The sequence below is a fragment of the Brevundimonas vitisensis genome, assembly GCF_016656965.1.
Taxonomy (GTDB): Bacteria; Pseudomonadota; Alphaproteobacteria; order Caulobacterales; family Caulobacteraceae; genus Brevundimonas; species Brevundimonas vitisensis.
In genome coordinates, this window is record NZ_CP067977.1 from 2,051,526 (window position 1) to 2,070,783 (window position 19,258).

Consider the following 19,258-nt stretch of genomic DNA (forward strand, 5'->3'; position numbering starts at 1 on the left):
GGCTTTCTGCGCGCGCGTCGGGGACCTGTGTGCCCCGATGTTCGCCGCGCGAGGGCGCGACCGGATGTCCGGGCGGCTTTGACCAGAGGAAGCTCTCCATGCCGTCAGTCGACAGCCTATCCACCCGCCGGGACCTGACCGTCGGGCGTAAGAAATATGCCTATTACAGCCTTCCGGCCGCTGAGGAAGCCGGTCTGACCGGGATCGGTCGCCTGCCGCGCTCCATGAAGGTGCTGCTGGAGAACCTGCTGCGCAACGAGGACGGGGTTTCCGTCACCCAGGACGACCTCAAGGCCGTCGCCGCCTGGATCGAGAACAAGGGCGCGGTCGAGCACGAGATTGCCTTCCGTCCGGCCCGCGTCCTGATGCAGGACTTCACCGGCGTGCCCGCCGTCGTCGACCTGGCCGCCATGCGCGATGCCATGGCCGCCCTGGGCGCCGATCCGGCCAAGATCAATCCGCTGAACCCGGTCGATCTGGTCATCGACCACTCGGTCATGGTCGATCACTTCGGCACGCCGGGTGCCTTTGGCCAGAACGTCGAGCGCGAATACGAGCGCAACATCGAGCGCTACAAGTTCCTGCGCTGGGGCTCGTCGGCCTTCAACAATTTCCGCGTCGTGCCGCCTGGCACCGGCATCTGCCACCAGGTCAACCTGGAGAACCTGGCCCAGACCGTCTGGACGATCGCCGAGGGCAAGGCCACCGTCGCCTATCCGGACACCGTGGTCGGCACCGACAGCCACACCACCATGATCAACGGCCTGGCCGTGCTGGGCTGGGGCGTCGGCGGCATCGAGGCCGAGGCCGCCATGCTGGGCCAGCCGATCCCGATGCTGATCCCCGAAGTCATCGGCTTCCGCCTGACGGGTCGCCTGCCCGAGGGGGCCACCGCCACCGACCTGGTGCTGACGGTCACCCAGATGCTGCGCAAGAAGGGCGTGGTCGGCAAGTTCGTCGAGTTCTTCGGCGACGCCCTGCCCAGCATGACCATCGAAGACCAGGCCACCATCGCCAACATGGCCCCGGAATACGGCGCCACCTGCGGCTTCTTCCCGGTCAGCCAGGCGACCATCGACTATCTGACCGCCACGGGCCGCGACAAGGCGCGCGTCGCCCTGGTCAAGGCCTATGCCGAGGCGCAAGGCCTGTGGATCGACGAGACCAGCGAAGACCCGGTCTTCACCGACGTGCTGGAACTGGACATCTCGACCGTCGTGCCGTCCCTGGCCGGGCCCAAGCGGCCTCAGGACCGGGTTGAACTGAACGTGGCCGCGCCGTCGTTCGAAACGGCCCTGGGCGAAGTCTTCGGCCGCGCCACGGACGCCGAGCGCGTGGCCGTCGAGGGTCAGGACTTCACCGTCGGCGACGGCGATGTGGTCATCGCGGCCATCACCTCCTGCACCAACACCTCCAACCCCTCGGTCCTGATCGCGGCGGGTCTGGTGGCGCAGAAGGCCAACAAGCTGGGCCTGAAGGCCAAGCCCTGGGTCAAGACCTCGCTGGCCCCCGGCTCGCAGGTCGTCACCGACTATCTGACGTCCGCCGGGCTGCAGAAGGAGCTGGACGCCCTGGGCTTCAACCTGGTCGGCTATGGCTGCACCACCTGCATCGGCAACTCCGGCCCGCTGGACCCGGCCATCTCCAAGGCCATCAACGACGGCGGCGTCGTCGCCACCAGCGTCCTGTCCGGCAACCGCAATTTCGAGGGCCGGGTGAACCCCGACGTCCAGGCCAACTATCTGGCCTCGCCGCCGCTGGTGGTCGCCTATGCCATCGCTGGTTCGATGCGGATCGACATCACCAAGGACCCGATCGGCCAGGACAAGAAGGGCAATGACGTCTTCCTGAAGGACATCTGGCCGACCTCGGCCGAGATCGCCGCCATCCAGAAGAAGAACGTCACCCCGTCCATGTTCGCCAAACGCTATGCCGACGTCTTCAAGGGCGATCAGCACTGGCAGGGCATCGCCGTCGAAGGCGGCCAGACCTATGCCTGGGACGACGCCTCGACCTATGTGGCCAACCCGCCCTATTTCGAGGGTCTGTCGATGGATCCGGCACCCGTCGCCGACATCATCGAGGCGCGCGTCCTGGCCATCTTCGGCGACAGCATCACGACCGACCACATCAGCCCGGCCGGTTCGATCAAGACCGCCTCGCCGGCCGGTGTCTATCTGACCAACCACGGCGTCGCGCCGCTGGACTTCAACAGCTACGGCGCCCGCCGCGGCCACCACGAAGTCATGATGCGCGGCACCTTCGCCAACATCCGTATCCGCAACAAGATCACCCCGGACATCGAGGGCGGCGTCACCCGTCACTTCCCGTCGGGCGACACCATGGCCATCTATGACGCGGCCATGCGCTATTCGTCGGAAGGCCGTCCGCTGGTCGTGTTCGCGGGCAAGGAATACGGCACCGGCTCGTCGCGCGACTGGGCGGCCAAGGGCACCCGCCTGCTGGGCGTCCGCGCCGTCATCGCCGAGAGCTATGAGCGGATCCACCGGTCCAACCTGGTCGGCATGGGCGTGGTCCCGCTGCAGTTCAAGGCGGACGGCTGGCACAAGCTGGGCCTGACCGGCGAGGAGATCGTCACCATCCGCGGCCTGTCCGACGTCAATGTCGGCAAGCTGAAGCCGCGCCAGGACCTGTGGGTCGAGCTGTTCCGCCCGTCGGACGGCAAGATGGCCCGCTTCCCGGTCCGCTGCCGCATCGATAACGCCACCGAGCTGGAATATTTCCGCGCCGGCGGCGTCATGCCCTACGTCCTGCGCAACCTCGCGCGCGGCTAAAAAGGCCCCTCACACCCTCTCCCTCCCCCGCCGGGGGAGGGTGGCCGGGCCGTCAGGTCCGGTGTAGCGCGCCATTTGGTTTTGTAATTCCGGACACTTGCTTCTGTAGCACTTTCGTCCGCTTCCGCGACTGCCGAAAGGCCGGTCTGAAGCGAACCTCAGACCGGCCTCGGGCTGGCCTCAGGCTGGGGTCTGGATGATCAGCTCCTTGGCCCCCACGCCGCCCTTGCCCGGCAGGGTATAGGTGACGCCGACCGCCTCGATAGCCGCCCAGGCGAAGATGGCCCGCACCTCGGGCGTATCGTTCAGCGACAGCATGAACCGGCCGCGCAGGCCTTGGAGCAGGCCGCTCAGCCGCTCGAAGTCATCCGGGCCGAACATGCCCGGCCCGTAGTCGTCCTCGCAGCCCCAATATGGAGGGTCGATGTAGAACAGGACGCCCGGCCGGTCGTAGCGGGGGATCAGCCGATCATAGGGCAGGTTCTCGATCAGCACTCCCGCCAGCCGCTCATGGATGTCGGCCAAGCGCGGGACGATCTGGGTGAAGTCGAATCGCGCCCTCTGACCGTGACTGACACCGATCGAGCGGTCGGTGACCTTCCCGCCGAACGCCAGGGTCTGCAAATAGAGGAACCGGGCCGCCCGTCGCAGATCGGTCAGGGTGGTGGGGTCCTGGCGCATCAGCCGGTCGAACTCGCTACGGCTCGACAGCTTGAACCGCAGCATTTCGGTGAACGGCACATAATGTTCCTGAAGCACGCGGAACAGACAGGCCACATCGCCCGACAGGTCGTTGATCACTTCCATTTTGGGGCGGCAGTCGCGGCGAAAGAAGACGCCGCCCATGCCCACGAAGGGCTCGACATAGGTGTGGTGGTCGATCGCGCCGATCCGTTCGACTAGGCGGCGCGACAGGTTACGCTTGCCGCCTTGATAGGCAGCGGGCGGCCGGATCGGATCGATCGGCCGAAGGGGGGTGGACTCCGTCACTGTTACTCGCTCGATTGTCCCCGCCGGGTGCACCGGTGGCGGGACGGAAGGCGGCCATGGCCGCCCGATGTGCAGGCTCTGTTCCTGCGGTTAGGGCGCTCCAACGCCCTAACCCCCGCCCAAAGGCGGGGGAATGTCTTAGCCCGCCACGCCCAGTTCGGCATCGACCAGCTCTGGGTCGAAGGGCTCGAAATAGTCGAAGCGGCCGAGCCGCAGGCTCTTGCCCGCCGCCAGGGTCAGATTGCCGAACTGCGGCACGGTCGGGAAATAGGGCTTCAGCACGCCTGTGCGAAACTGACCGTTGACGTCCTGGGCCGCACGCTCCTGAACAAACATGCTCCAGGCCGGACTCCACAGAAGGGTGTCCAGGGCCGGACGGTCCAGGCCAAAGGCCTTCGCCTTGCCCGTCTCGCCGTGCCACATCACCAGACCGCCCACCTTGCCGAGATAGTGGTTAACCCACAGGGCAGGAGCCACCGGCTGTGCCGTGTTGAAGGCCCAGACCTGTGAACCGCCGATCGGGCGCACTCGCGTATCGTCGCCCTGATGATCCGGGCCATAGGCGGCGCGGTTGCCCGACGAGAACGTCGAGAGGGCCGCGTTGAACCCGCCCTGCATGTTGAAGGCGGCGACCGCCTTGAACTCGACGGTGTCCTCGATCCCGGCCGGGGTGAGGGTGTCGATCTGGCGGACCTCAAGGGCAACCACACCTGTGAAGTTGGGCTTGGCGTGGACGTCTGCCCGGCGCTTCATTCTGATCCGCTGACCGGGGGCGGCCATCACCACTTCGTGTCGCTTTACCCAGCCGCCCGTCAGGGCAACCGGCGCGACGTCGGGGTCATAGAGGGCGACCGAGAGGGCTGTGCCCACGCTCTGGCTGGGCCATTCGACTGTGTAGGGATCGATCACCGTGCACTGTGCCTCGGTGACCGTGCGGTTGGCGCCGCCCATCGGATTGAGGGTTGCGTCGCTCTTCAGCGCCGGGAAGCCCCAGAAGGTGACCTTCTTGGCGGCACTGTTTCCAATGCCATGGGGGGTGGCGAAGGTCGCGCGATTGATGCCGCCCGTCCGGCTGAAGGTTACCGAGCGTGCAAAGAGATAGATCGGCTTCCGGTCCAGCGTCAGCTCCAGGGAGAGCTGTCGGGCATAGTGGTGGGAGCCGCCCATGTTCCCCACGGCATCACCGGCGGCAGCCGATTCCAGCCGCCCGCCCGCCGTCCAGTCGTCGTTGCCGGACAGGTCGTTGCTGCTGAAGGCGTAGTCGGTGCGGATGGGTTCAACGCCGGGATCGTTGAAGTTCATGCCGTCTGCGCAATAGGCGACGCCATACTGGTAGAAGTTGGTGGCCGGGGCCGGATTGCCCTGGACCGATCCGCGTGCCGAGGTCCAGGCGGCGCGCATCTTCAGCCGCCTGGCCTTGGTATCGGCCCAGACCGGCACGTCGACACAGCTGCCCCGGATGAACTGACTGTCGTTGATGGTACCAGAGATGCAGGTGTCGCCCGGCGCGAGGGGCCCGCCGTTTGCCGCCAGGACGGCAGGCAGCCATTGCTTACGGGTCACATATTGCTGGGCCGTCGGCACCAGGGTGGTGGGCACGACCTGGACCGCGTCGGTGTCCGTCAAGCCGACCTTGGCAATGACCTGACCGTTGGAGGTATAGCCGAGGGTCAGGGCGAGATAGTTGATGGGGCCGAGAGCCGACAGATCGGCGTCGATGTATCCGGTCGCCTGGACCATCGGATAGGCGACCGCTCCGCCGTCACCATCGGTGAAGGCGGCATGGGTGTATTTCAACCGCTTGCCGGGCCGGAAATAGGCCTGGCCACAGCGATAGTGCTGTCCGTCAAAGCCATAGGGATCGACGTTCCAGGCATAGACCGCAGCCAGCCAATCGCCCCGGCGCGTCTTCTTGGCCATGAAGATCACGGGCGGCCCGGCATACTGGCTGAACCGGTCAACCGCCTCGCTGGAAACAGAGCCGACGTTGCCGTCGCCGAAGGTGCCGAACCCCGCGTTGCCGCTGCCCATAACCCAGACGGCGGTCTCGCCGGTGCCCGCGAACTTCTCGCGCAGGCGCTCGCGCTCGATGGCGTAGTCGGGTGACAGGGCATAGCCCTGGGCGGCCGTCACGGCCTGCTGGGCCAGCACCCGGTCAGCGGCAATGGCGGCGGCGGTGGGAGAGACAAAGGCCGTCCAGCCCGCGACGCCGACCGCGCCGGTCTTCCGGAACATGCCGACGCCGGCGACCTCCGCCAGGGTGCCAGGCGGATAGGCGACCGCCGCATTCATCGCCGCCTCGCTCGTGAAACCGACCAGGCCGCCGGGCTGGGCCGAGGCCATCACGTCGATCTGAGCTTGGAGATGATCGACGTCGTCCGACGTCGGGGTGCCCAGTAGATTGAGGGCTTCGGCGAGAGGAACAGCAACCATGATGGCTCCAATGCCGCGCTCAGGCGGCGCGTGATCCGGTGACGGTGGTGGTGAAGCCCGCGCCTTCAAAGGCGAGGGTGTGCGTGACGGTTTTGGCGATCCAGCGACCGGACAGCTCGGGTCGCAGGCCGGTGACCTCGATCGGCGTCTGGGCGACAATCACAGCCCGGCCGGGCAGGATCAGCTCGACCTCAGCGCGGTCCCGATCAGCCCGGCCCAGCGCCGCCTCGGCCGCCGCGCGGGCCGTCGCCTCGTCGCGATAGGTGGGGCGCAGCGTCTTGACCGGGTCGCCCGATCCGGCGGTCGCATACTCGGTCCGCGCAGCCCGGTGGTCGCGCCAGCGCGCCTTGACCGACCCCTGGCTGTTCCGATCCGCTTCCTTGCCGCTCCAGCGGGTCAGGTCGCGGCGGTCCAGGGTGACCACATCCATCGCCGCGCCCGAGACGGACAGGCCCGTGCCGATCGGGGCAAACACCAGCTTGCCATCCTTTGGTGCGGCCACCGCGCCGAAGTCTCGGCCGAGCCGGGTCAGGAAATGCAGATCGCTCTCGTTGGTCTGGTCGCGATGGACGATGACGACGCTGGCCAGCTCGGCCGCGACGGCGGGCGTCAGCCGGTGGTCGCTGGCGATGTCGGCCACGATCGCGCCGATGGTGGTGGCGGTGAAGGACCGGGTGCGCTGGGCCTTGAACCCTTCGCGCATGTCGGCCGCCTTGGCCTGGATGATCAGCACATCCGGGGGGCCTTCGACCGTCACCTCATCGACGGTGAACTTGCCCATGTGGAACAGTCCGTCGCCCTCATAACCGATCGACAGCGACAGGACCGCCCCGCGCCGGGCCGTCTCGATGGCGTTGTCGCGATCGTCGAGACGGACCTCCAAGGTGTCCGATTCCTCGCCCGAGTTGTCGGTCACCGTGAGCGAGAGCAGCCGGTCGCGGACGCGCGCGGTCACGTCCTCGTCACCCAACGTCAGCTGGAAGTCCGGCTCGGCCTTCAGTCCCACAGTCGCACCGTCGGCTTGGCGGCGGTGACCGGCACGTCCGGCAGGACGATCACGATCCCGGCGGGCAGATGAGGCGGTTGCCCGGCCAGGCCGGGGTTGGCGGCCAGGATGGCCTCGGTGGTGCCATCGGAGCGGCCATAGACCTCGATCGCGATCCGATCCAGCCGATCGCCCTGGCGGGTGGTCATGCGCCGGATCATCGGGCGTCCTCGCCGTAAGCACCGAGGCTGATCCGGAAGTCCTGCCGCTGGGCGATGCCCTCGGGGGTGAAGTCGGACCCACGCTCATCCACGCCCTCGATCGTGAACAGGCCCCAGACCGCGCCGGTCCCATCGGTCAGCAGGGCGGGTTTGTAGGTCCGGGCCAGCGCGCGGAAGCTATCGACCCGGTCCCGCGCGTGGCGCTGGCCCGGATAGCAGATGCCCTCGATCTCGATCGTCTCGTCCTCACCCAGCACCTGGCGCGCGGCCTGCCGACCGGCGCGGGCCTGCCGCGACACGACAATCTCCAGCCTGCGGCTAAGGCGCTGATACGCGCCCTCGGTCACCGAGAAGCGGATGTCGCCCAGGGTCATCAGAACCTCGGCCATCAATCCGCCCCGTCGAACAGGCGGGCGCGGACGGCGTCACCGGCGGCGCGGCCGACCGCCTGGCCCGTGGCCCGCGCATCGCCGCCGCCCTGGACGGTGACGTGAACCTCGATCCGCCCGATGGACACGGTCGGTCGCGCGGCAGAAGGTGCGCCCGCGCCGCCCTGAGACTGGACTGAGGCCGGGCTCAGGCCCGCACCGGCGGCGGCGGGCTGAGCGGCGGCCAAGGCGGCGACCATGGCACCGGCCACGGCGGTGACCTGACCCACGGCCCCCGGTCCACCGGCGCGCAGGCCCTGGCTCAGTCCGGCCATGGTGTCGCCGCCCAGACCCGCAAAGACGCGGCTGGGCGACCGGATGCCGAGGCGGGTGCGGAAGCCCGAGATCACCCGATCCGCCACCTGGTTGATCGCGCCGCCCACGGCGCTCAGCTGCGCCATCAGGCCCGCCACCAGGCCCCGGATGATCTCGCCGCCCCACCCGCTGAACCGGCCCTTCAGCCCGGCGAAGAAACTCGCCAGATTGAACAGCGCCCGGATGCCCATCACGAACAGGCCGATGGGCGACAGGTTGAAGGCGGTGACCAGCGCTTGGCCGAACCGGCGACCGGCATTGGTCGCCCCGTCGATCTGGCCTTTGGTGGACTGAACCGGCTGCATCAGGCGGCCGAACCACCCGAGGACGTCGCCGATGCCCTTGCCGATCGCATCCCACATCGGCTTCAGCGGGGCCAGCCAGCGGCCCATGGCCTGAAGGCTCGGCCCGAAGGCCTCGCCGAGCGCCTGGCCCACACCGGTGAAGAAGGCCGAGATCGGCTGCCAGTATTTGCGGACGACGATCGCGACCAGGGCGATGGCGGCCACGGCGGCGGCCACGGCCAGCACCACGGGGTTGGCCAGCATCGCCAGGTTGAACCCGATCGCGGCCAGCCGCATCCGGCCCAGCCAGCCGATGACCTGGGCCGCCCCGCTCCGGATCGCCGCCCCTCCCAGCGTGCCGAACAGGGTCCGCATGATGTAGAAGGGGCCGAGAATGCCGACGATCGCCTGGCCCACGAAGGCCGCGCCCAGAGCGATGCCCGCGAACCCGGCCACAACCCAAACCGCTGCCTTGGCCAGCCACGACCCCTCCTCGCTGGACCGCGACATCCAGTTGGCGACGCGGCTCAGCAAATCGGCCGCGACGCCGACGGCCGGGGCCAGGATAGTGCCCACGGCGATGCCCGCCCGCGCCGCGCCCGAGGTGTAGCGGTCGAAGCTGGCGGCCGGACCCTTGGCCGCCCGTTCCAGATCGGCGAGGTAGCTGACCAGGACGTCGTCGCCGGTCAGCTCGCGGCTCATCTTCTTGAACTCGTCCAGGTTCTGGACGATGGCCATCAGGCCGTCGCGCGCCTGCCGGTCGCCCAGCAGCTCGCCGATGCGGAACTGGTCGCCCGCCGTGGCATCGCGGGTCAGGGTGGCGATCGTTTCCAGGGGCGACACGCCCGCCTCGACCCCCGCCTTGATCCGGGCTTCCAGATCGATGCCTGCTTCCTCGAACTTGCGCAGGGTCTCGGGGCTGGCGATGGCGGCCATCAGGTTGGTGACGTTGTTCGCCGCCTGGTCGCTGGACCCGGCCAGGCGCTTGGCCAGCTGGTTGGCGGTCAGCAGATCGGCCAGTCCCCGCTCGTTGGCGAACCCGAACCCGACCATCCCGCCCGTCTGGGCAGGCAGGGCGCGGGCCAGCACGGCCCCGGACACCCCGCCCTGTTTCGCCGACCGGATGGCCATGGCGTTGGCGCGGTCCAGCTGATCGGCCCGCAGCTTCAGCGACGAACCCATGGCCGCGCTGAAGGACCCGGCCTCGGCGTCCGTCAGGCTCTCGCCCATGGTGCCCAGCAGGTGCTGGAATCGGGCGACGGCCACGCCCGCCCGCGCCAGCTCGGTCTCGGTCCGATAGACGCCCTCGGCCAGCACGGCGTTGAAGGTCGCCTGAACCGTCGTCGGCAGCGCACCGAGATCCGTGGCGGTTTGCAGGATGGTGGACCGCAGCGGGCTCAGCTGAGCGTCTGTCATGCCCGCCGTGATGCCGATGCCGGTCATGGCCCGGTCGAACTGCGCGCCCGCCACCACGCCTCGGCGAAGGGGTCGGACCACGGACTCCCCGGCCCGGCCGAGGCCTTCGGTCGCCAGCGACGCGGAGGCCAGCCGGTTCATCCGCTCGTCCAGTTGATCCAGACCACGGGTCCAGTCGGCCGAGGCGCGCGCCGCCATCTTCTGCGCGCGCTCGATCGCCCCCACGGCCGAGGCGGCCGATCGCGCCGGTCGGGTCAACCGATCGACAAAGCGCAGGGTCAGGGAGGCGACGAGGTTCTTCACGCGGGGGGTCCGGTGCGGGGTTCAGAGGACGGGGGTTCGAAGGCGGATCAGGTGATCGAGGCGGACTTTGGCGGCCTCTGCCCAGCCTTGCAGGAGATCGAGCGGCAGTTCGTCCAGGACGTGGGGCGGCCAGTGGTAGATGAAGGCGACGCACTCCTGCATCGCCTCCAGCTGGCCGCCCGTCAGTTTCCCAGGATGCCGTTCAGCCAGACCTGCACGACCATGACGTCCTCGCCGTCCATCTCGTCGAACAGGGCCTCTTCCCGCTCGGCCAGGGCGGCCATCATGGCGAAGCCGACGTCGCCGTTCTTGCCCGCCCCGGCGTTTTGCATCTCGCGGACCTCGCGCCCCTTGGGTCGGCGCAGGGCCACCTCGGTGATCTGCTCGCCGCCGAAGTCGAAGGGATGCTTCAGGGGGAAGGTCTTCTTCAGGCCTTGAATGGTCATGGTCGATGCCCTCCTTACAGGCCGAGATTGGCGCGGCGCTGCGCCAGCTGATCGACCCCGTTGATGCGGCGGACACCGCCGATCAGGTCGATTTCGTAAACGACGTCCGGCCCGATCTTCAGCCGGTAGTAGTCGGGGGTCAGCATCAGCTTGACCTCGGACTTCTTGGCCTCACCGGCCCACTCGCCTGGATCGACCTCGGTCACCAGGCCGCGCATCTCGGCGACGACAGAGACCTTGGCCCCGCCTTCGCCTTCCATGCTGCCGCGCAGGGTGATGGGCAGGTTGCGGCTTCCGACCGCGCCCAGGACGTGGCGGTCCAGTTCGGCGAAGCCCAGCTCGGCAGCCATCTTCTCGATGCCCAGCTCCAGATCGGTCTCGCCGTCCATTCCGCCGTCGCGGTGGCCTTCGGTCTTCATCTTGATCACCGGCAGCTTGCCGCTGGTGGTCCGGCCGATCATGCCCCGCCCGTCGACGAAGGCGGTGAAGGCCTTGATGGTATGAGGGAGTCGTCGCGTCATGGTCCTGGTCTCCGGTTAAGCGAGCTGCTGATTGGCGGCGGAGACCAGCTCGGCGTAGTAGCCGGTCTCGCGGGCGAAGCGGAACGTCAGCCGGTCCAGCGGCGCGGGGGCCTCGCCGTCCACGTTGACGTAGAAGCGACCCGCCCTGAACGTCGCCTCGGTGTTGAGTTCCTCGTCGAGCCAGACCCGGCCCCCGAGCATCGCGCCCTGGGCCTTCAGCTCGCGCTGATAAAGCTCGGTCGATCCGGCGATATCGACCAGCAGCTGGGCGCTGAACGGACGGTCCATTGCCCAAAGGAAGCTGGCTTCCAGCGCGTCGAAGACGGCGTCCAGGGTGCGGCGCTGCGCCAGGAAATGGACGTCGCCATCGGTCGCCGGGGTCCGGTTGCCCCACAGCTTGAACCCGCCCTCGTTGACGATCACGGCCACCCCCGCCTCGTTCAGGATGTTGGACGAGGCGGTCGGGTCCGACAGGCTGAACTCGATTGGCCGGCCGATCGAGACCACGCCGTTGACCGGGCGGTTGGACGGCGACCACCAGAAGCCGCGCTCCTGATCCGACAGGGCGATGACCCCGGCGACATGGGCCGAGGCCGGGCGCTGCGCGATCACGCCGGTGCGGTCCAGCACGCCCACGGTGGGCTCGACCGGATAGACACGGTCGCCCGCTTCCAGCTCGGCCTTGTCGATTGCGGCGGCGTCCGTGTCGGACGGGCCGTCCGTCACCACGATGGCGCGCAGGCGGGCCGCAACGGTCTTCAGGGCGATGGCCACCGGGTTGGCCGCCCCACCGGTCTGCTGATGGGTGAAGCCCGGCGCGATCAGAATCTTGGGCTTGGCCCCGGTCATCGCCTTGGCGGCCAGCAGGCCATAGACGCCGGTGCGCTCGTCCTCTGCGCCGACCATCAGGGCCTGCTGGTCAGCGGCGTCGGGGTCAGCCGCCACGCGGATGAAGACGATCGGCGTGCGCGCCTGGTCGGCGATGGCGGCATAGGCCTGCGGCAGGGTGCCCTCGGCGTTGATCAGGGCATTCTCCGGCAGGGTCGCCTTGAGGAAGGCGGCCTGGGCGGCCGAGGTCACCAGGACCGGCGTATCCAGCGGAAACCTGGCGGCGTCGGCATAGGGGGCGGTGCCGACCACGCCGATGATGGAGGTGGCCTTGGCGGCGATGGTCCGGATGCCGTCGTTCAGTTCGACGACTTCGACGCCGTGCAGATATGCATCGGTCATGTTTGGGCGGGCTCCAGTGAAGGGTCAAAGGTGACCGGCGGGGCCGGTCGGTCGATCGCGGCCGGATGGCCGGATGGGCGTGGTGCGAGTCCGGTCATCGCCAGATGATCCAGAGGCCGCTGAGGTTGGTCGGGCGAGTCTCGTCCCCGCCGGTAAAGCCGGTCCAGGTCGCACGGACGTCGCCCGTGGCGTTGGCGTCCTCGACGTAGCCGTTTCCGGCATCACCGTTGTTTTGGGACGGGATGGTGTGGTTGTGCGACTTCACCTCATCGGCCTGGGCCGAGCCAAAGACCCGGCCAGGATCAAGGCCTCGACCGTGGTCCCAGCCGCGCGGAAACTGCCCGCGCATGTCGGGGATGTTGAAGGTGGTCGCCCCGTCGCCGTCGCCGTAGGCCGTGCCGATTACCGCGAACAAGGCCGCGTCCGCTCCGACCCGGCTCAGCGCCCGGCCGTCGCACTCGTAGGCCCCGGCAGGCACCGCCTGGGTGGCGCGAAACACCATGTCGCCCCGGCGCTCGTCCTCGATCAGGGCGCGAGCGGCTGCCATCGTCTGGTCAATGAGGGCCTTGACCCGGCGCGGCGTCATGACGACGTCGGCTGCCTCACCGGCGAGGGCCTGCGGTTCGCTGGCCTCAGAGACGGTCAGCACCCGGTCGGCTGACAGATCGCCGCCCCCGGTGACCAGCCCGCCGCCGGTGACAGTCCTCGCCTTGTCTGCCTTCAGCGCCAGGCTGTTGGTCACGGTCGCGGCGAAGTTGGCATCGTCGCCCAGGGCGGCGGCCAGTTCGTCCAGAGTATTGAGTGCGCCGGGTGCGCCCGCGATCAGGGCGGCGATGGCCACAGCCAGACGACGCGGGGTGATGACCGTGGTCGCATCGACACCGGCCAGGGCCTCGGCATCGCTGGCCTCGGTCACGGTCAAGACCCGGTCGGCTGACAGATCGCCGCCGCCGGTGACCAGGCCCCCACCGGTGACGGTGCGTGCCTTGTCGGCCTTCAGGGCCTTGACGGTCGCCAGACGCCGGGCGGTGATCGCCTTGGTGCCATCGACCCCGGCCAGAGCCTCGGCATCGCTGGCCTCGGTGACGGTCAGGACGCGGTCGGCCGACAGGTCGCCGCCGCCCGCGACCAGGCCGCCGCCGGTGATCATCCGCACCCGGTCGGCCTTGAGCGCGGCGACCAACGCCAGGGTGACCGGGGTGATCGCCCGCGTGGCATCGACCCCGGCCAGGGCCTCGGCTCCCGTAGCCAGCTTGATCACCCCCATGATGGCTTCGGAGGCGGGCGGATTGGTCCAGCCTCCGCCACTGAAGGCAACATTGCCCGCGAGCGCCGACAACAAGCGAATGACGGCGTCGAAGACGGCCCAGGACCGGGCGGTTTTTTCTAGCAGCGGTTCGGCTTGGCTGTAGGCGGCCAGCAGCACGCCAGTGTTCAGATAGACGCCTATCGAGCGGACGACATAGGTGTCCTGGGAGGCATCGACCGCCGCGACGTGGATAGTCTGGGCATCCACCACCTGGCCGGACACCGCGCCGACCCGCTTGAACTCGTCCGGGATGGCCGTCACAGCCGTGGTCACGTTGAAGGCGGTTGCGCTGATGCCGATCTGGGCGATCACGGCGGCGCTGGCCCCGGTCGCCTGGGCATTCACCAGGGCAGCAAGCCCGGCCTGGGTGACGGTTAAGGACAGAGCGGTCACGCTATTGCTCCAGGAACAGGGTCGCGCCACCGGCGTCGATCACGGGATCGCCGTCGTCGGTGACGATGGTCAGGATCAGCGGTGGGCGCTGGGCGAACTCCATCCGGGCGTAGGCCATGGGCCGAACCGCCCCGACGACGTCGATGCCGCCGTCGAACCCCAGCGCCTGGGTCAGGGTGAAGTGACGGCTGCGGGGCTTGGCCTCGCTGACCTCGTCGATCAGCTCATCGACAAAGGCGGCGGCGGGCGGCGGGCCGTCCTCGGGGTCGATCGACAGGGTGACGCTGAAAGTGCCCGGCTCGCCCTTCGGCTCGGTCTGCCACCACTCGACCAAGTCCAGCTCGCCGCCGAAGGCCTGCGATCCCCCGACCAGCTCGATCACGTCCAGCACGGACTGGACGGTGCCGAGGCGGCGGGCCGTGATGATGGCGTCGCGCACGATCGCCCGGCGCACCGCCTCGGGCCAGTCGGCATTCCAAGTTCGGCGACCGACAGCCCACGCCAGCCACGGCAAGGTGTCCAGAGCGATGGTGTCGGCGTCCCAGGCGTCGCGGATCGGCGTCGGCAGCTCGTCGAGGCGGCGGGCCAGCGCGCGTTCGAGCGCGGCTTCCAGCGGCGTGGCATTAGGCGGCAGCAGGGTGCGTGGCTCACTCATCGACACCCCCCGATGTCAGGGTGATCGCCGTGCAGAAGGCCGCCTGGGTGTCGTCACAGATGATGTTGGCGACCGGGCTGATCAGGTCCACCCGCATCACGCCCTCGACCGTCAGGGCGGCGTAGAGGCTGGACAGGTTGATGTCTCGGCCGAGGGTGTGCGCCTTGGTCACAAAGGCCTCGACCGACTGGCGAGCGGCCGTCATCACGACGCTTGGGTCTGGACCGGCATAGGTCCGGATCACCGCCTCGACCTCATAAGGCGTCACGGTCGCCGACTGGACGGTGACGAAGTCGGCGAGCGGGCGGACGGTGGTGGCCGACAGGGCGGCTTCCACCTTGGCCAGCAGTTCGGGCGACGCCAGGCCGTCCTCGACGTGGGACAGGACAGTGACCACCACCTCGCACGGCGCGGGGCTTCCGGCGCTGGCATCCTTCACCTCGCCGTCCGCCGACAGGGCGTGGAACTCATAGGCCCCGGTAGGACCGGCGACGCTGAAGCCCTCCGGGGCCAGCACGAACCGGCGCAACAGGGCCTCGTCGGTCTCGTAGGTCGGGGCGATTCCGAGATCCGCATTCCCGGCATCGAGCACCAGGCGCTGGACGCCGTGCCGCAGGCTGATCTGATCCAGATCGGCTCCGGTCGCCAGGGCGGGCATGACGGCCCGAACCGCCTGGTTGACGTCGTTCGCCTTCAGCATCAACCGATAGGCAAAGGCCTGCCCGACTTTCACGAACAGGTCGCTTTCCAGCTCCAGCACCAGCGCGGCCTCGGGGGCCTCGGCGATGATGTCGGCCTTGACCTGCTCCCACAGGGCGGCGTGATCGATGACCTCGACGGCATCGGGCGGTGGCAGACGCGACAGATCGATCGTGGTGCGGGCCATCAGATCAGCCCTTCCAGGCGGACCGAGCGACCGTTGATGTCGCAGATCAGATCGAGGCCGGCCGAACCGTCCGCCGCTGCCTTGGTGACGATCACCCGCTTCAGGGTGACGCGCGGCTCCCACTGATAAATGGCCTCGGCGGTGTCGGCGACCAGGTCGGCCGTCGTCGCGGCGTTCAACGGCGCGCCCAGACGCTCGGCCGAGCGGCAGCCATAGGTCGGCCGCATAACCCGCGTGCCGATCGGGGTGGAAAGGATGTCGCGCAGCGACGCCAGCAGATGATCGAACCCGCTAAGGGTCGAACCATCGGCAGCCGAGGCTCCGACATAGTCGCTGAGAAGCCGGACCGGGGCGACCATCAGACCGCCTTCACGCTGGCGGAACCGGCGGCGATCTTGCCCGCCACGACCGCGTCGCCGACCCGCGCCACGGGCTGGCCGCCCGCGCCGCCCAGATCAACCGGCCCGCGCAGGGTGATCTTGGACGCGACCAGCTCGGCGGGCGCGCCGCCCGCATCCAGGGTGATGCCGCCATCCTCGATCCGGATCGTCAGCACTCCGACCGACAGGGACAGCTTGCCGCCCGCCGGGATGGCGATGGTCCGCGCCTTCTCGGCCGCGTCATAGGTATCGCTCGCGCCGTCGTGCCATTGTCCGATGACCGTCAGATGGGGCTCGCCTGACGCCTCGGGGAAGGCGTCGCAGGGCAGGCCGCGCAGGATCACGCCCACCGAAGGCTCGCCCGTTGGCGACAGCACGCAGACCTGTTCGCCCGTCACCGGCACCGACCAAACGCGCACGCTCCCGCTGGCCAGCTGAAACACCGGCAGGAAGTCGGACACCCAAGTGTCCTCGAACTGGACCCGCGCCAGGGTGGGCGGTCCGGGCTGGACCTGGGTGATCACTCCGAAGCGGATCAGGTTGGCCTGTCGGTTGGCACCGTCAGCGGCGGCAAAGGCGTCACTCATCGCCGATCACCGTCACGGTCACGCCGTCGATCGGGCCGATGTAGGCGTCTTCATGGGCCGCGCCGGTCTCGGGATCGATGCCGACAAACATGGCCGACAGCGGTCCGTCCGGCTCGCCCTCAGCTGGCCACAGCTGCACCCGCTGCGGGACGTTGATGCCCCACAGGGCGACACCCTTGCTCAAGGTCTCGTCGGAGAACAGGTTCTGTCCATCCGCCGCGCCCGCCGGGAAGGCGAAGTCCAGACCCCAGCTGGAACCGGCGGCCAGCAGCACGATGGTCTCGACGGCCGCCATCGCCGCCGCATCGCGCGTCAGCCTGGCCCCGGCATCCCTGGTGACGACATAGACGGCCAGGCGGACTTCGCCGTCCCAAAAGGGTGCCGCGCCTTCATCCGAGACGATCTCGCCCTTGCCCAAGCCCAGGATCGCCACCCGGATCGCCGGTGCCGTGGTCAGGAATCGGGACAGGTCGGCCGGGGCGAACCGGCCCAGGTGGCCCTCGACGCCGAAGGTCGGCAGGGCCGCCTTGATCGCATCGATCACGGCCTGGCGCAGGATCAGCAGCTGGCTCATTGGGCCATCCCCTCGATCCAGTCGCCCATGGCTTCCTCGATCTGGGCGATATTGTCGGCCGACAGACCCAGATGCTGGCGAGCGGGCACGGCGGCCGGGCCGGGGGCCATGTCCTCGGTGCCGCCGAAGTTCAGCAGCGCGGCTTGGACCATGTTGGACCCGACGCGCAGTTCGTCGCCGGTCAGGTCCCAGGCATAGCTGTCGCGATAGGCCCCGCTGGCGACCAGCAGGGTCTGGCCCTTCTTGCGGGTCTCGCCATAGGCCTTCGACCATGGAGCCCAGGGATCGCCGTCCGGGGTTTCGCGGATGTCGAACCGCTCGCGCGTCTGGCTCTCGATCAGGCCGCCGATATTGGCCAGGCCTTCGCCCAGGCGGCGGGCATCGCCCAGCCCGTTCAGACGCGCCAGCATCGGGGCCAGACCTTCTAGGTCCTGGGTGACATAGGCTCCCGACATCAGAAGCCCCGCAGCTGGTCGCGGGTGAAAATCTTGCCGCCGGTCGAGGACACGATGGGCTGGGGCCGCTCGCCTTCGGTGACGGCAGGCAGACCAAGGTTCATCTCGCCCTTGGAGATCGCCTTCAGGCTGGCGTGAGCCTGGTCTTCGCGGCGCTTCAGATCATCGGTCAGGCCGGTGGCGTCCGACGCCAGGCGCGCGATCGCGATGTCGCAGGCGATGTCGCGCAGCACCTCGGGAATCGTGGGCAGCGGCAGGGTGAACCGCACCGACAGACGCGCATCGATCACCCCGTCCGCATGCGACAGCGCGCGCGCGACGGTCATCGCGTCGTCTTCGACGTCGGGCCGGGCGGCAAGCCGCTCGACCTGATCGGGTCCGAAGGCGGCGTTCAGATCGTCGCGCGTGGCATACATCAGGCGTTTCCGCCCGTGGTCGCAGGCTTGGCCGTCTTGCCCTTGCGGGGCGCAGGCGCAGGCGCAGGCGCAGCGGCAGGGGCCGGGGCGGGCTCGGTGACGGGCGCGGGTTCGCCCGCCGGGGCCTCAGGCTCGGCCGTCAGCTTGGCGAACTCCTGGCGCTCACCGGTCTCGCGGTTGACCAGGGCGATCGAGATCGCCGGGTCGGCCGCCAGCTTGTCCAGCTGGGCGTCGGTGATCTGGTCACCAGGAACGACCACCTCGTCACGGTTCGAGCCGAACCGCACCCCGCCACGCGTATAGGGTGCGCGGCGGGATTTCAGGTGGACATCCATCTGATCGCGGGGGGCCACGATCAGCCGACCCACGGGGCTTCGACGATCTCGACGTCGTCGTAGTTGGTGTTGGTGTTGCCGCCCTCGACCAGCATGGCCTTGAACAGCTTCTTGGCCGCCGCGCGATTGCCCGGACCGACCACGATGATGGTCGGCCGCACGTTCAGGACGCCGCCTTCCTCGTTGCGCTGCGAGGTCATGGCCTCGAACGCCGCCTCGTAGTTCTCGGCGGTCAGGGCGGCCTTGGAGCCGAACGCCAGCTGCCAGAAGCCGAACCCGGCGGCGCGACGGCAATCAACGCCATAGACGAACTCGGCCGCATTGAAGACGTTTTCGTCGGTCAGGGCCGTCTTGGCGACGAACTCAGGCTTCTTGCGGTCCTGGAAGATCAGCGGCTTCAGCGGACGGCGGGTGTCCAGCAGATACCAGCCCTCACCGGCACCGGCCTGCATGTTGGAGACGAGGGTGTCGCCGACCGGGTGCTCCTCGTCGAAGAAGTTCTGCCCGTCATAACAGGGCGTGGTGAACCCGGCCTTCAGCAGGCCGAAGACCAGCTCGTCCGGATGTTCAGCCACGGTCTGGGCCATGCTGGCCATCATCGGCCCGTAGATGCCGAACTCATCGTCCTCGATCGCCGTGCGCGGGACCGCGACGGTTTCCTCGTAGCTTTCGTTGACGATGGTGTAGCTGCTGGTCGACAGCCGCTTGACGATGCGGTCGCCGATCCACTTGCGCAGACCGGGCCAAGCGCCCAGCCAGCCATAGGTGTTGGACGACCGGGTCGAGGTGACACGGGTGGCGACCTTCTCCCAAAGCGGCTTCACGCCAGCGAGGCCGCCGTTGAAGTCGTTGCGGAAGCCCGTGTTCAGGGCCGCCAGTGCGGTTGCAGTCACTTGCATGT

General features: G+C 68.6%; 21 protein-coding genes. 1 reads left to right on the forward strand and 20 read right to left on the reverse strand.

The window, feature by feature from the left end; translation table 11 throughout:
* Window positions 1–98 precede the first annotated feature (98 nt).
* Entirely contained in the window at window positions 99–2,795 is a 2,697-nt protein-coding gene (gene acnA, locus JIP62_RS10355) for an aconitate hydratase AcnA (protein WP_201102110.1), read from the forward strand.
* 180 nt (window positions 2,796–2,975) lie between these two features.
* On the opposite strand, the gene JIP62_RS10360 is transcribed toward acnA, so the two are convergent.
* The 20 genes from JIP62_RS10360 to JIP62_RS10455 form a co-directional block, all read right to left on the reverse strand.
* The gene (locus JIP62_RS10360) at window positions 2,976–3,785 is read right to left on the reverse strand and encodes a DNA adenine methylase (protein ID WP_201102111.1); all 810 of its coding nucleotides are present in this window, start codon (window positions 3,783–3,785) and stop codon (window positions 2,976–2,978) included.
* A 138-nt stretch (window positions 3,786–3,923) separates the two neighbouring features.
* Window positions 3,924–6,218, reverse strand: coding sequence for a hypothetical protein (locus JIP62_RS10365; protein ID WP_201102112.1), 2,295 nt, complete (start codon window positions 6,216–6,218; stop codon window positions 3,924–3,926).
* Between the two features lie 19 nt (window positions 6,219–6,237).
* The gene (locus JIP62_RS10370) at window positions 6,238–7,224 is read right to left on the reverse strand and encodes a contractile injection system protein, VgrG/Pvc8 family (RefSeq protein WP_201102113.1); all 987 of its coding nucleotides are present in this window, start codon (window positions 7,222–7,224) and stop codon (window positions 6,238–6,240) included.
* Window positions 7,215–7,424 carry a tail protein X gene (locus JIP62_RS10375; protein WP_407932719.1) on the reverse strand — a complete coding sequence of 70 codons (210 nt, stop codon included), beginning with the start codon at window positions 7,422–7,424 and terminating at the stop codon, window positions 7,215–7,217. The genes JIP62_RS10370 and JIP62_RS10375 overlap by 10 nt, the downstream gene beginning before the upstream one ends.
* Window positions 7,421–7,813 carry a phage tail protein gene (locus JIP62_RS10380; RefSeq protein WP_201102114.1) on the reverse strand — a complete coding sequence of 131 codons (393 nt, stop codon included), beginning with the start codon at window positions 7,811–7,813 and terminating at the stop codon, window positions 7,421–7,423. Before JIP62_RS10380 ends, JIP62_RS10375 begins: the two co-directional genes overlap by 4 nt.
* Entirely contained in the window at window positions 7,813–10,170 is a 2,358-nt protein-coding gene (locus JIP62_RS10385) for a phage tail tape measure protein (RefSeq protein ID WP_201102115.1), read from the reverse strand. The genes JIP62_RS10380 and JIP62_RS10385 overlap by 1 nt, the downstream gene beginning before the upstream one ends.
* A gap of 21 nt (window positions 10,171–10,191) precedes the next feature.
* Window positions 10,192–10,332: a GpE family phage tail protein gene (locus tag JIP62_RS10390; protein WP_201102116.1), complete on the reverse strand. Its 141-nt coding sequence runs from the start codon at window positions 10,330–10,332 to the stop codon at window positions 10,192–10,194.
* A 20-nt stretch (window positions 10,333–10,352) separates the two neighbouring features.
* Window positions 10,353–10,616, reverse strand: a complete 264-nt coding sequence (locus JIP62_RS10395; protein WP_201102117.1) for a phage tail assembly protein — start codon at window positions 10,614–10,616, stop codon at window positions 10,353–10,355.
* A gap of 14 nt (window positions 10,617–10,630) precedes the next feature.
* Window positions 10,631–11,137, reverse strand: coding sequence for a phage major tail tube protein (locus JIP62_RS10400; RefSeq protein WP_201102118.1), 507 nt, complete (start codon window positions 11,135–11,137; stop codon window positions 10,631–10,633).
* Between the two features lie 15 nt (window positions 11,138–11,152).
* Entirely contained in the window at window positions 11,153–12,367 is a 1,215-nt protein-coding gene (locus JIP62_RS10405; RefSeq protein WP_201102119.1) for a phage tail sheath subtilisin-like domain-containing protein, read from the reverse strand.
* Between the two features lie 94 nt (window positions 12,368–12,461).
* Entirely contained in the window at window positions 12,462–14,069 is a 1,608-nt protein-coding gene (locus tag JIP62_RS10410; protein WP_201102120.1) for a phage tail protein, read from the reverse strand.
* Window position 14,070: 1 nt separating this feature from the next.
* Entirely contained in the window at window positions 14,071–14,724 is a 654-nt protein-coding gene (locus JIP62_RS10415; RefSeq protein ID WP_201102121.1) for a phage tail protein I, read from the reverse strand.
* Window positions 14,717–15,610 (reverse strand): baseplate assembly protein, encoded by an 894-nt coding sequence (locus tag JIP62_RS10420; protein WP_201102122.1) that lies wholly within the window; start codon window positions 15,608–15,610, stop codon window positions 14,717–14,719. The genes JIP62_RS10415 and JIP62_RS10420 overlap by 8 nt, the downstream gene beginning before the upstream one ends.
* On the reverse strand, window positions 15,610–15,969 hold the full coding sequence (locus JIP62_RS10425) for a GPW/gp25 family protein (RefSeq protein ID WP_201102123.1): 360 nt from the start codon (window positions 15,967–15,969) through the stop codon (window positions 15,610–15,612). The genes JIP62_RS10420 and JIP62_RS10425 overlap by 1 nt, the downstream gene beginning before the upstream one ends.
* The gene (locus JIP62_RS10430) at window positions 15,969–16,577 is read right to left on the reverse strand and encodes a phage baseplate assembly protein V (RefSeq protein ID WP_201102124.1); all 609 of its coding nucleotides are present in this window, start codon (window positions 16,575–16,577) and stop codon (window positions 15,969–15,971) included. Before JIP62_RS10430 ends, JIP62_RS10425 begins: the two co-directional genes overlap by 1 nt.
* On the reverse strand, window positions 16,570–17,151 hold the full coding sequence (locus JIP62_RS10435) for a hypothetical protein (RefSeq protein WP_201102125.1): 582 nt from the start codon (window positions 17,149–17,151) through the stop codon (window positions 16,570–16,572). The genes JIP62_RS10430 and JIP62_RS10435 overlap by 8 nt, the downstream gene beginning before the upstream one ends.
* Window positions 17,148–17,606 carry a phage virion morphogenesis protein gene (locus tag JIP62_RS10440; protein ID WP_201102126.1) on the reverse strand — a complete coding sequence of 153 codons (459 nt, stop codon included), beginning with the start codon at window positions 17,604–17,606 and terminating at the stop codon, window positions 17,148–17,150. The genes JIP62_RS10435 and JIP62_RS10440 overlap by 4 nt, the downstream gene beginning before the upstream one ends.
* Window positions 17,606–18,022: a gp436 family protein gene (locus tag JIP62_RS10445; RefSeq protein WP_201102127.1), complete on the reverse strand. Its 417-nt coding sequence runs from the start codon at window positions 18,020–18,022 to the stop codon at window positions 17,606–17,608. The genes JIP62_RS10440 and JIP62_RS10445 overlap by 1 nt, the downstream gene beginning before the upstream one ends.
* Complete coding sequence (locus tag JIP62_RS10450; RefSeq protein WP_201102128.1) at window positions 18,022–18,390, reverse strand: hypothetical protein; 369 nt, start codon at window positions 18,388–18,390, stop codon at window positions 18,022–18,024. The genes JIP62_RS10445 and JIP62_RS10450 overlap by 1 nt, the downstream gene beginning before the upstream one ends.
* Complete coding sequence (locus tag JIP62_RS10455; protein ID WP_201102129.1) at window positions 18,378–19,256, reverse strand: Mu-like prophage major head subunit gpT family protein; 879 nt, start codon at window positions 19,254–19,256, stop codon at window positions 18,378–18,380. The genes JIP62_RS10450 and JIP62_RS10455 overlap by 13 nt, the downstream gene beginning before the upstream one ends.
* Window positions 19,257–19,258 lie beyond the last annotated feature (2 nt).

Excerpts from the sequence above, each read along its gene's own strand:
- acnA (WP_201102110.1), top strand. The coding sequence starts at position 99 with ATGCCGTCAGTCGACAGCCTATCCACCCGCCGGGACCTGACCGTCGGG.
- JIP62_RS10365 (WP_201102112.1), bottom strand. The coding sequence starts at position 6,218 with ATGGTTGCTGTTCCTCTCGCCGAAGCCCTCAATCTACTGGGCACCCCG.
- JIP62_RS10375 (WP_407932719.1), bottom strand. The coding sequence starts at position 7,424 with ATGATCCGGCGCATGACCACCCGCCAGGGCGATCGGCTGGATCGGATC.
- JIP62_RS10380 (WP_201102114.1), bottom strand. The coding sequence starts at position 7,813 with ATGGCCGAGGTTCTGATGACCCTGGGCGACATCCGCTTCTCGGTGACC.
- JIP62_RS10390 (WP_201102116.1), bottom strand. The coding sequence starts at position 10,332 with ATGCAGGAGTGCGTCGCCTTCATCTACCACTGGCCGCCCCACGTCCTG.
- JIP62_RS10395 (WP_201102117.1), bottom strand. The coding sequence starts at position 10,616 with ATGACCATTCAAGGCCTGAAGAAGACCTTCCCCCTGAAGCATCCCTTC.
- JIP62_RS10400 (WP_201102118.1), bottom strand. The coding sequence starts at position 11,137 with ATGACGCGACGACTCCCTCATACCATCAAGGCCTTCACCGCCTTCGTC.
- JIP62_RS10405 (WP_201102119.1), bottom strand. The coding sequence starts at position 12,367 with ATGACCGATGCATATCTGCACGGCGTCGAAGTCGTCGAACTGAACGAC.
- JIP62_RS10415 (WP_201102121.1), bottom strand. The coding sequence starts at position 14,724 with ATGAGTGAGCCACGCACCCTGCTGCCGCCTAATGCCACGCCGCTGGAA.
- JIP62_RS10420 (WP_201102122.1), bottom strand. The coding sequence starts at position 15,610 with ATGGCCCGCACCACGATCGATCTGTCGCGTCTGCCACCGCCCGATGCC.
- JIP62_RS10425 (WP_201102123.1), bottom strand. The coding sequence starts at position 15,969 with ATGGTCGCCCCGGTCCGGCTTCTCAGCGACTATGTCGGAGCCTCGGCT.
- JIP62_RS10430 (WP_201102124.1), bottom strand. The coding sequence starts at position 16,577 with ATGAGTGACGCCTTTGCCGCCGCTGACGGTGCCAACCGACAGGCCAAC.
- JIP62_RS10435 (WP_201102125.1), bottom strand. The coding sequence starts at position 17,151 with ATGAGCCAGCTGCTGATCCTGCGCCAGGCCGTGATCGATGCGATCAAG.
- JIP62_RS10440 (WP_201102126.1), bottom strand. The coding sequence starts at position 17,606 with ATGTCGGGAGCCTATGTCACCCAGGACCTAGAAGGTCTGGCCCCGATG.
- JIP62_RS10445 (WP_201102127.1), bottom strand. The coding sequence starts at position 18,022 with ATGTATGCCACGCGCGACGATCTGAACGCCGCCTTCGGACCCGATCAG.
- JIP62_RS10455 (WP_201102129.1), bottom strand. The coding sequence starts at position 19,256 with ATGCAAGTGACTGCAACCGCACTGGCGGCCCTGAACACGGGCTTCCGC.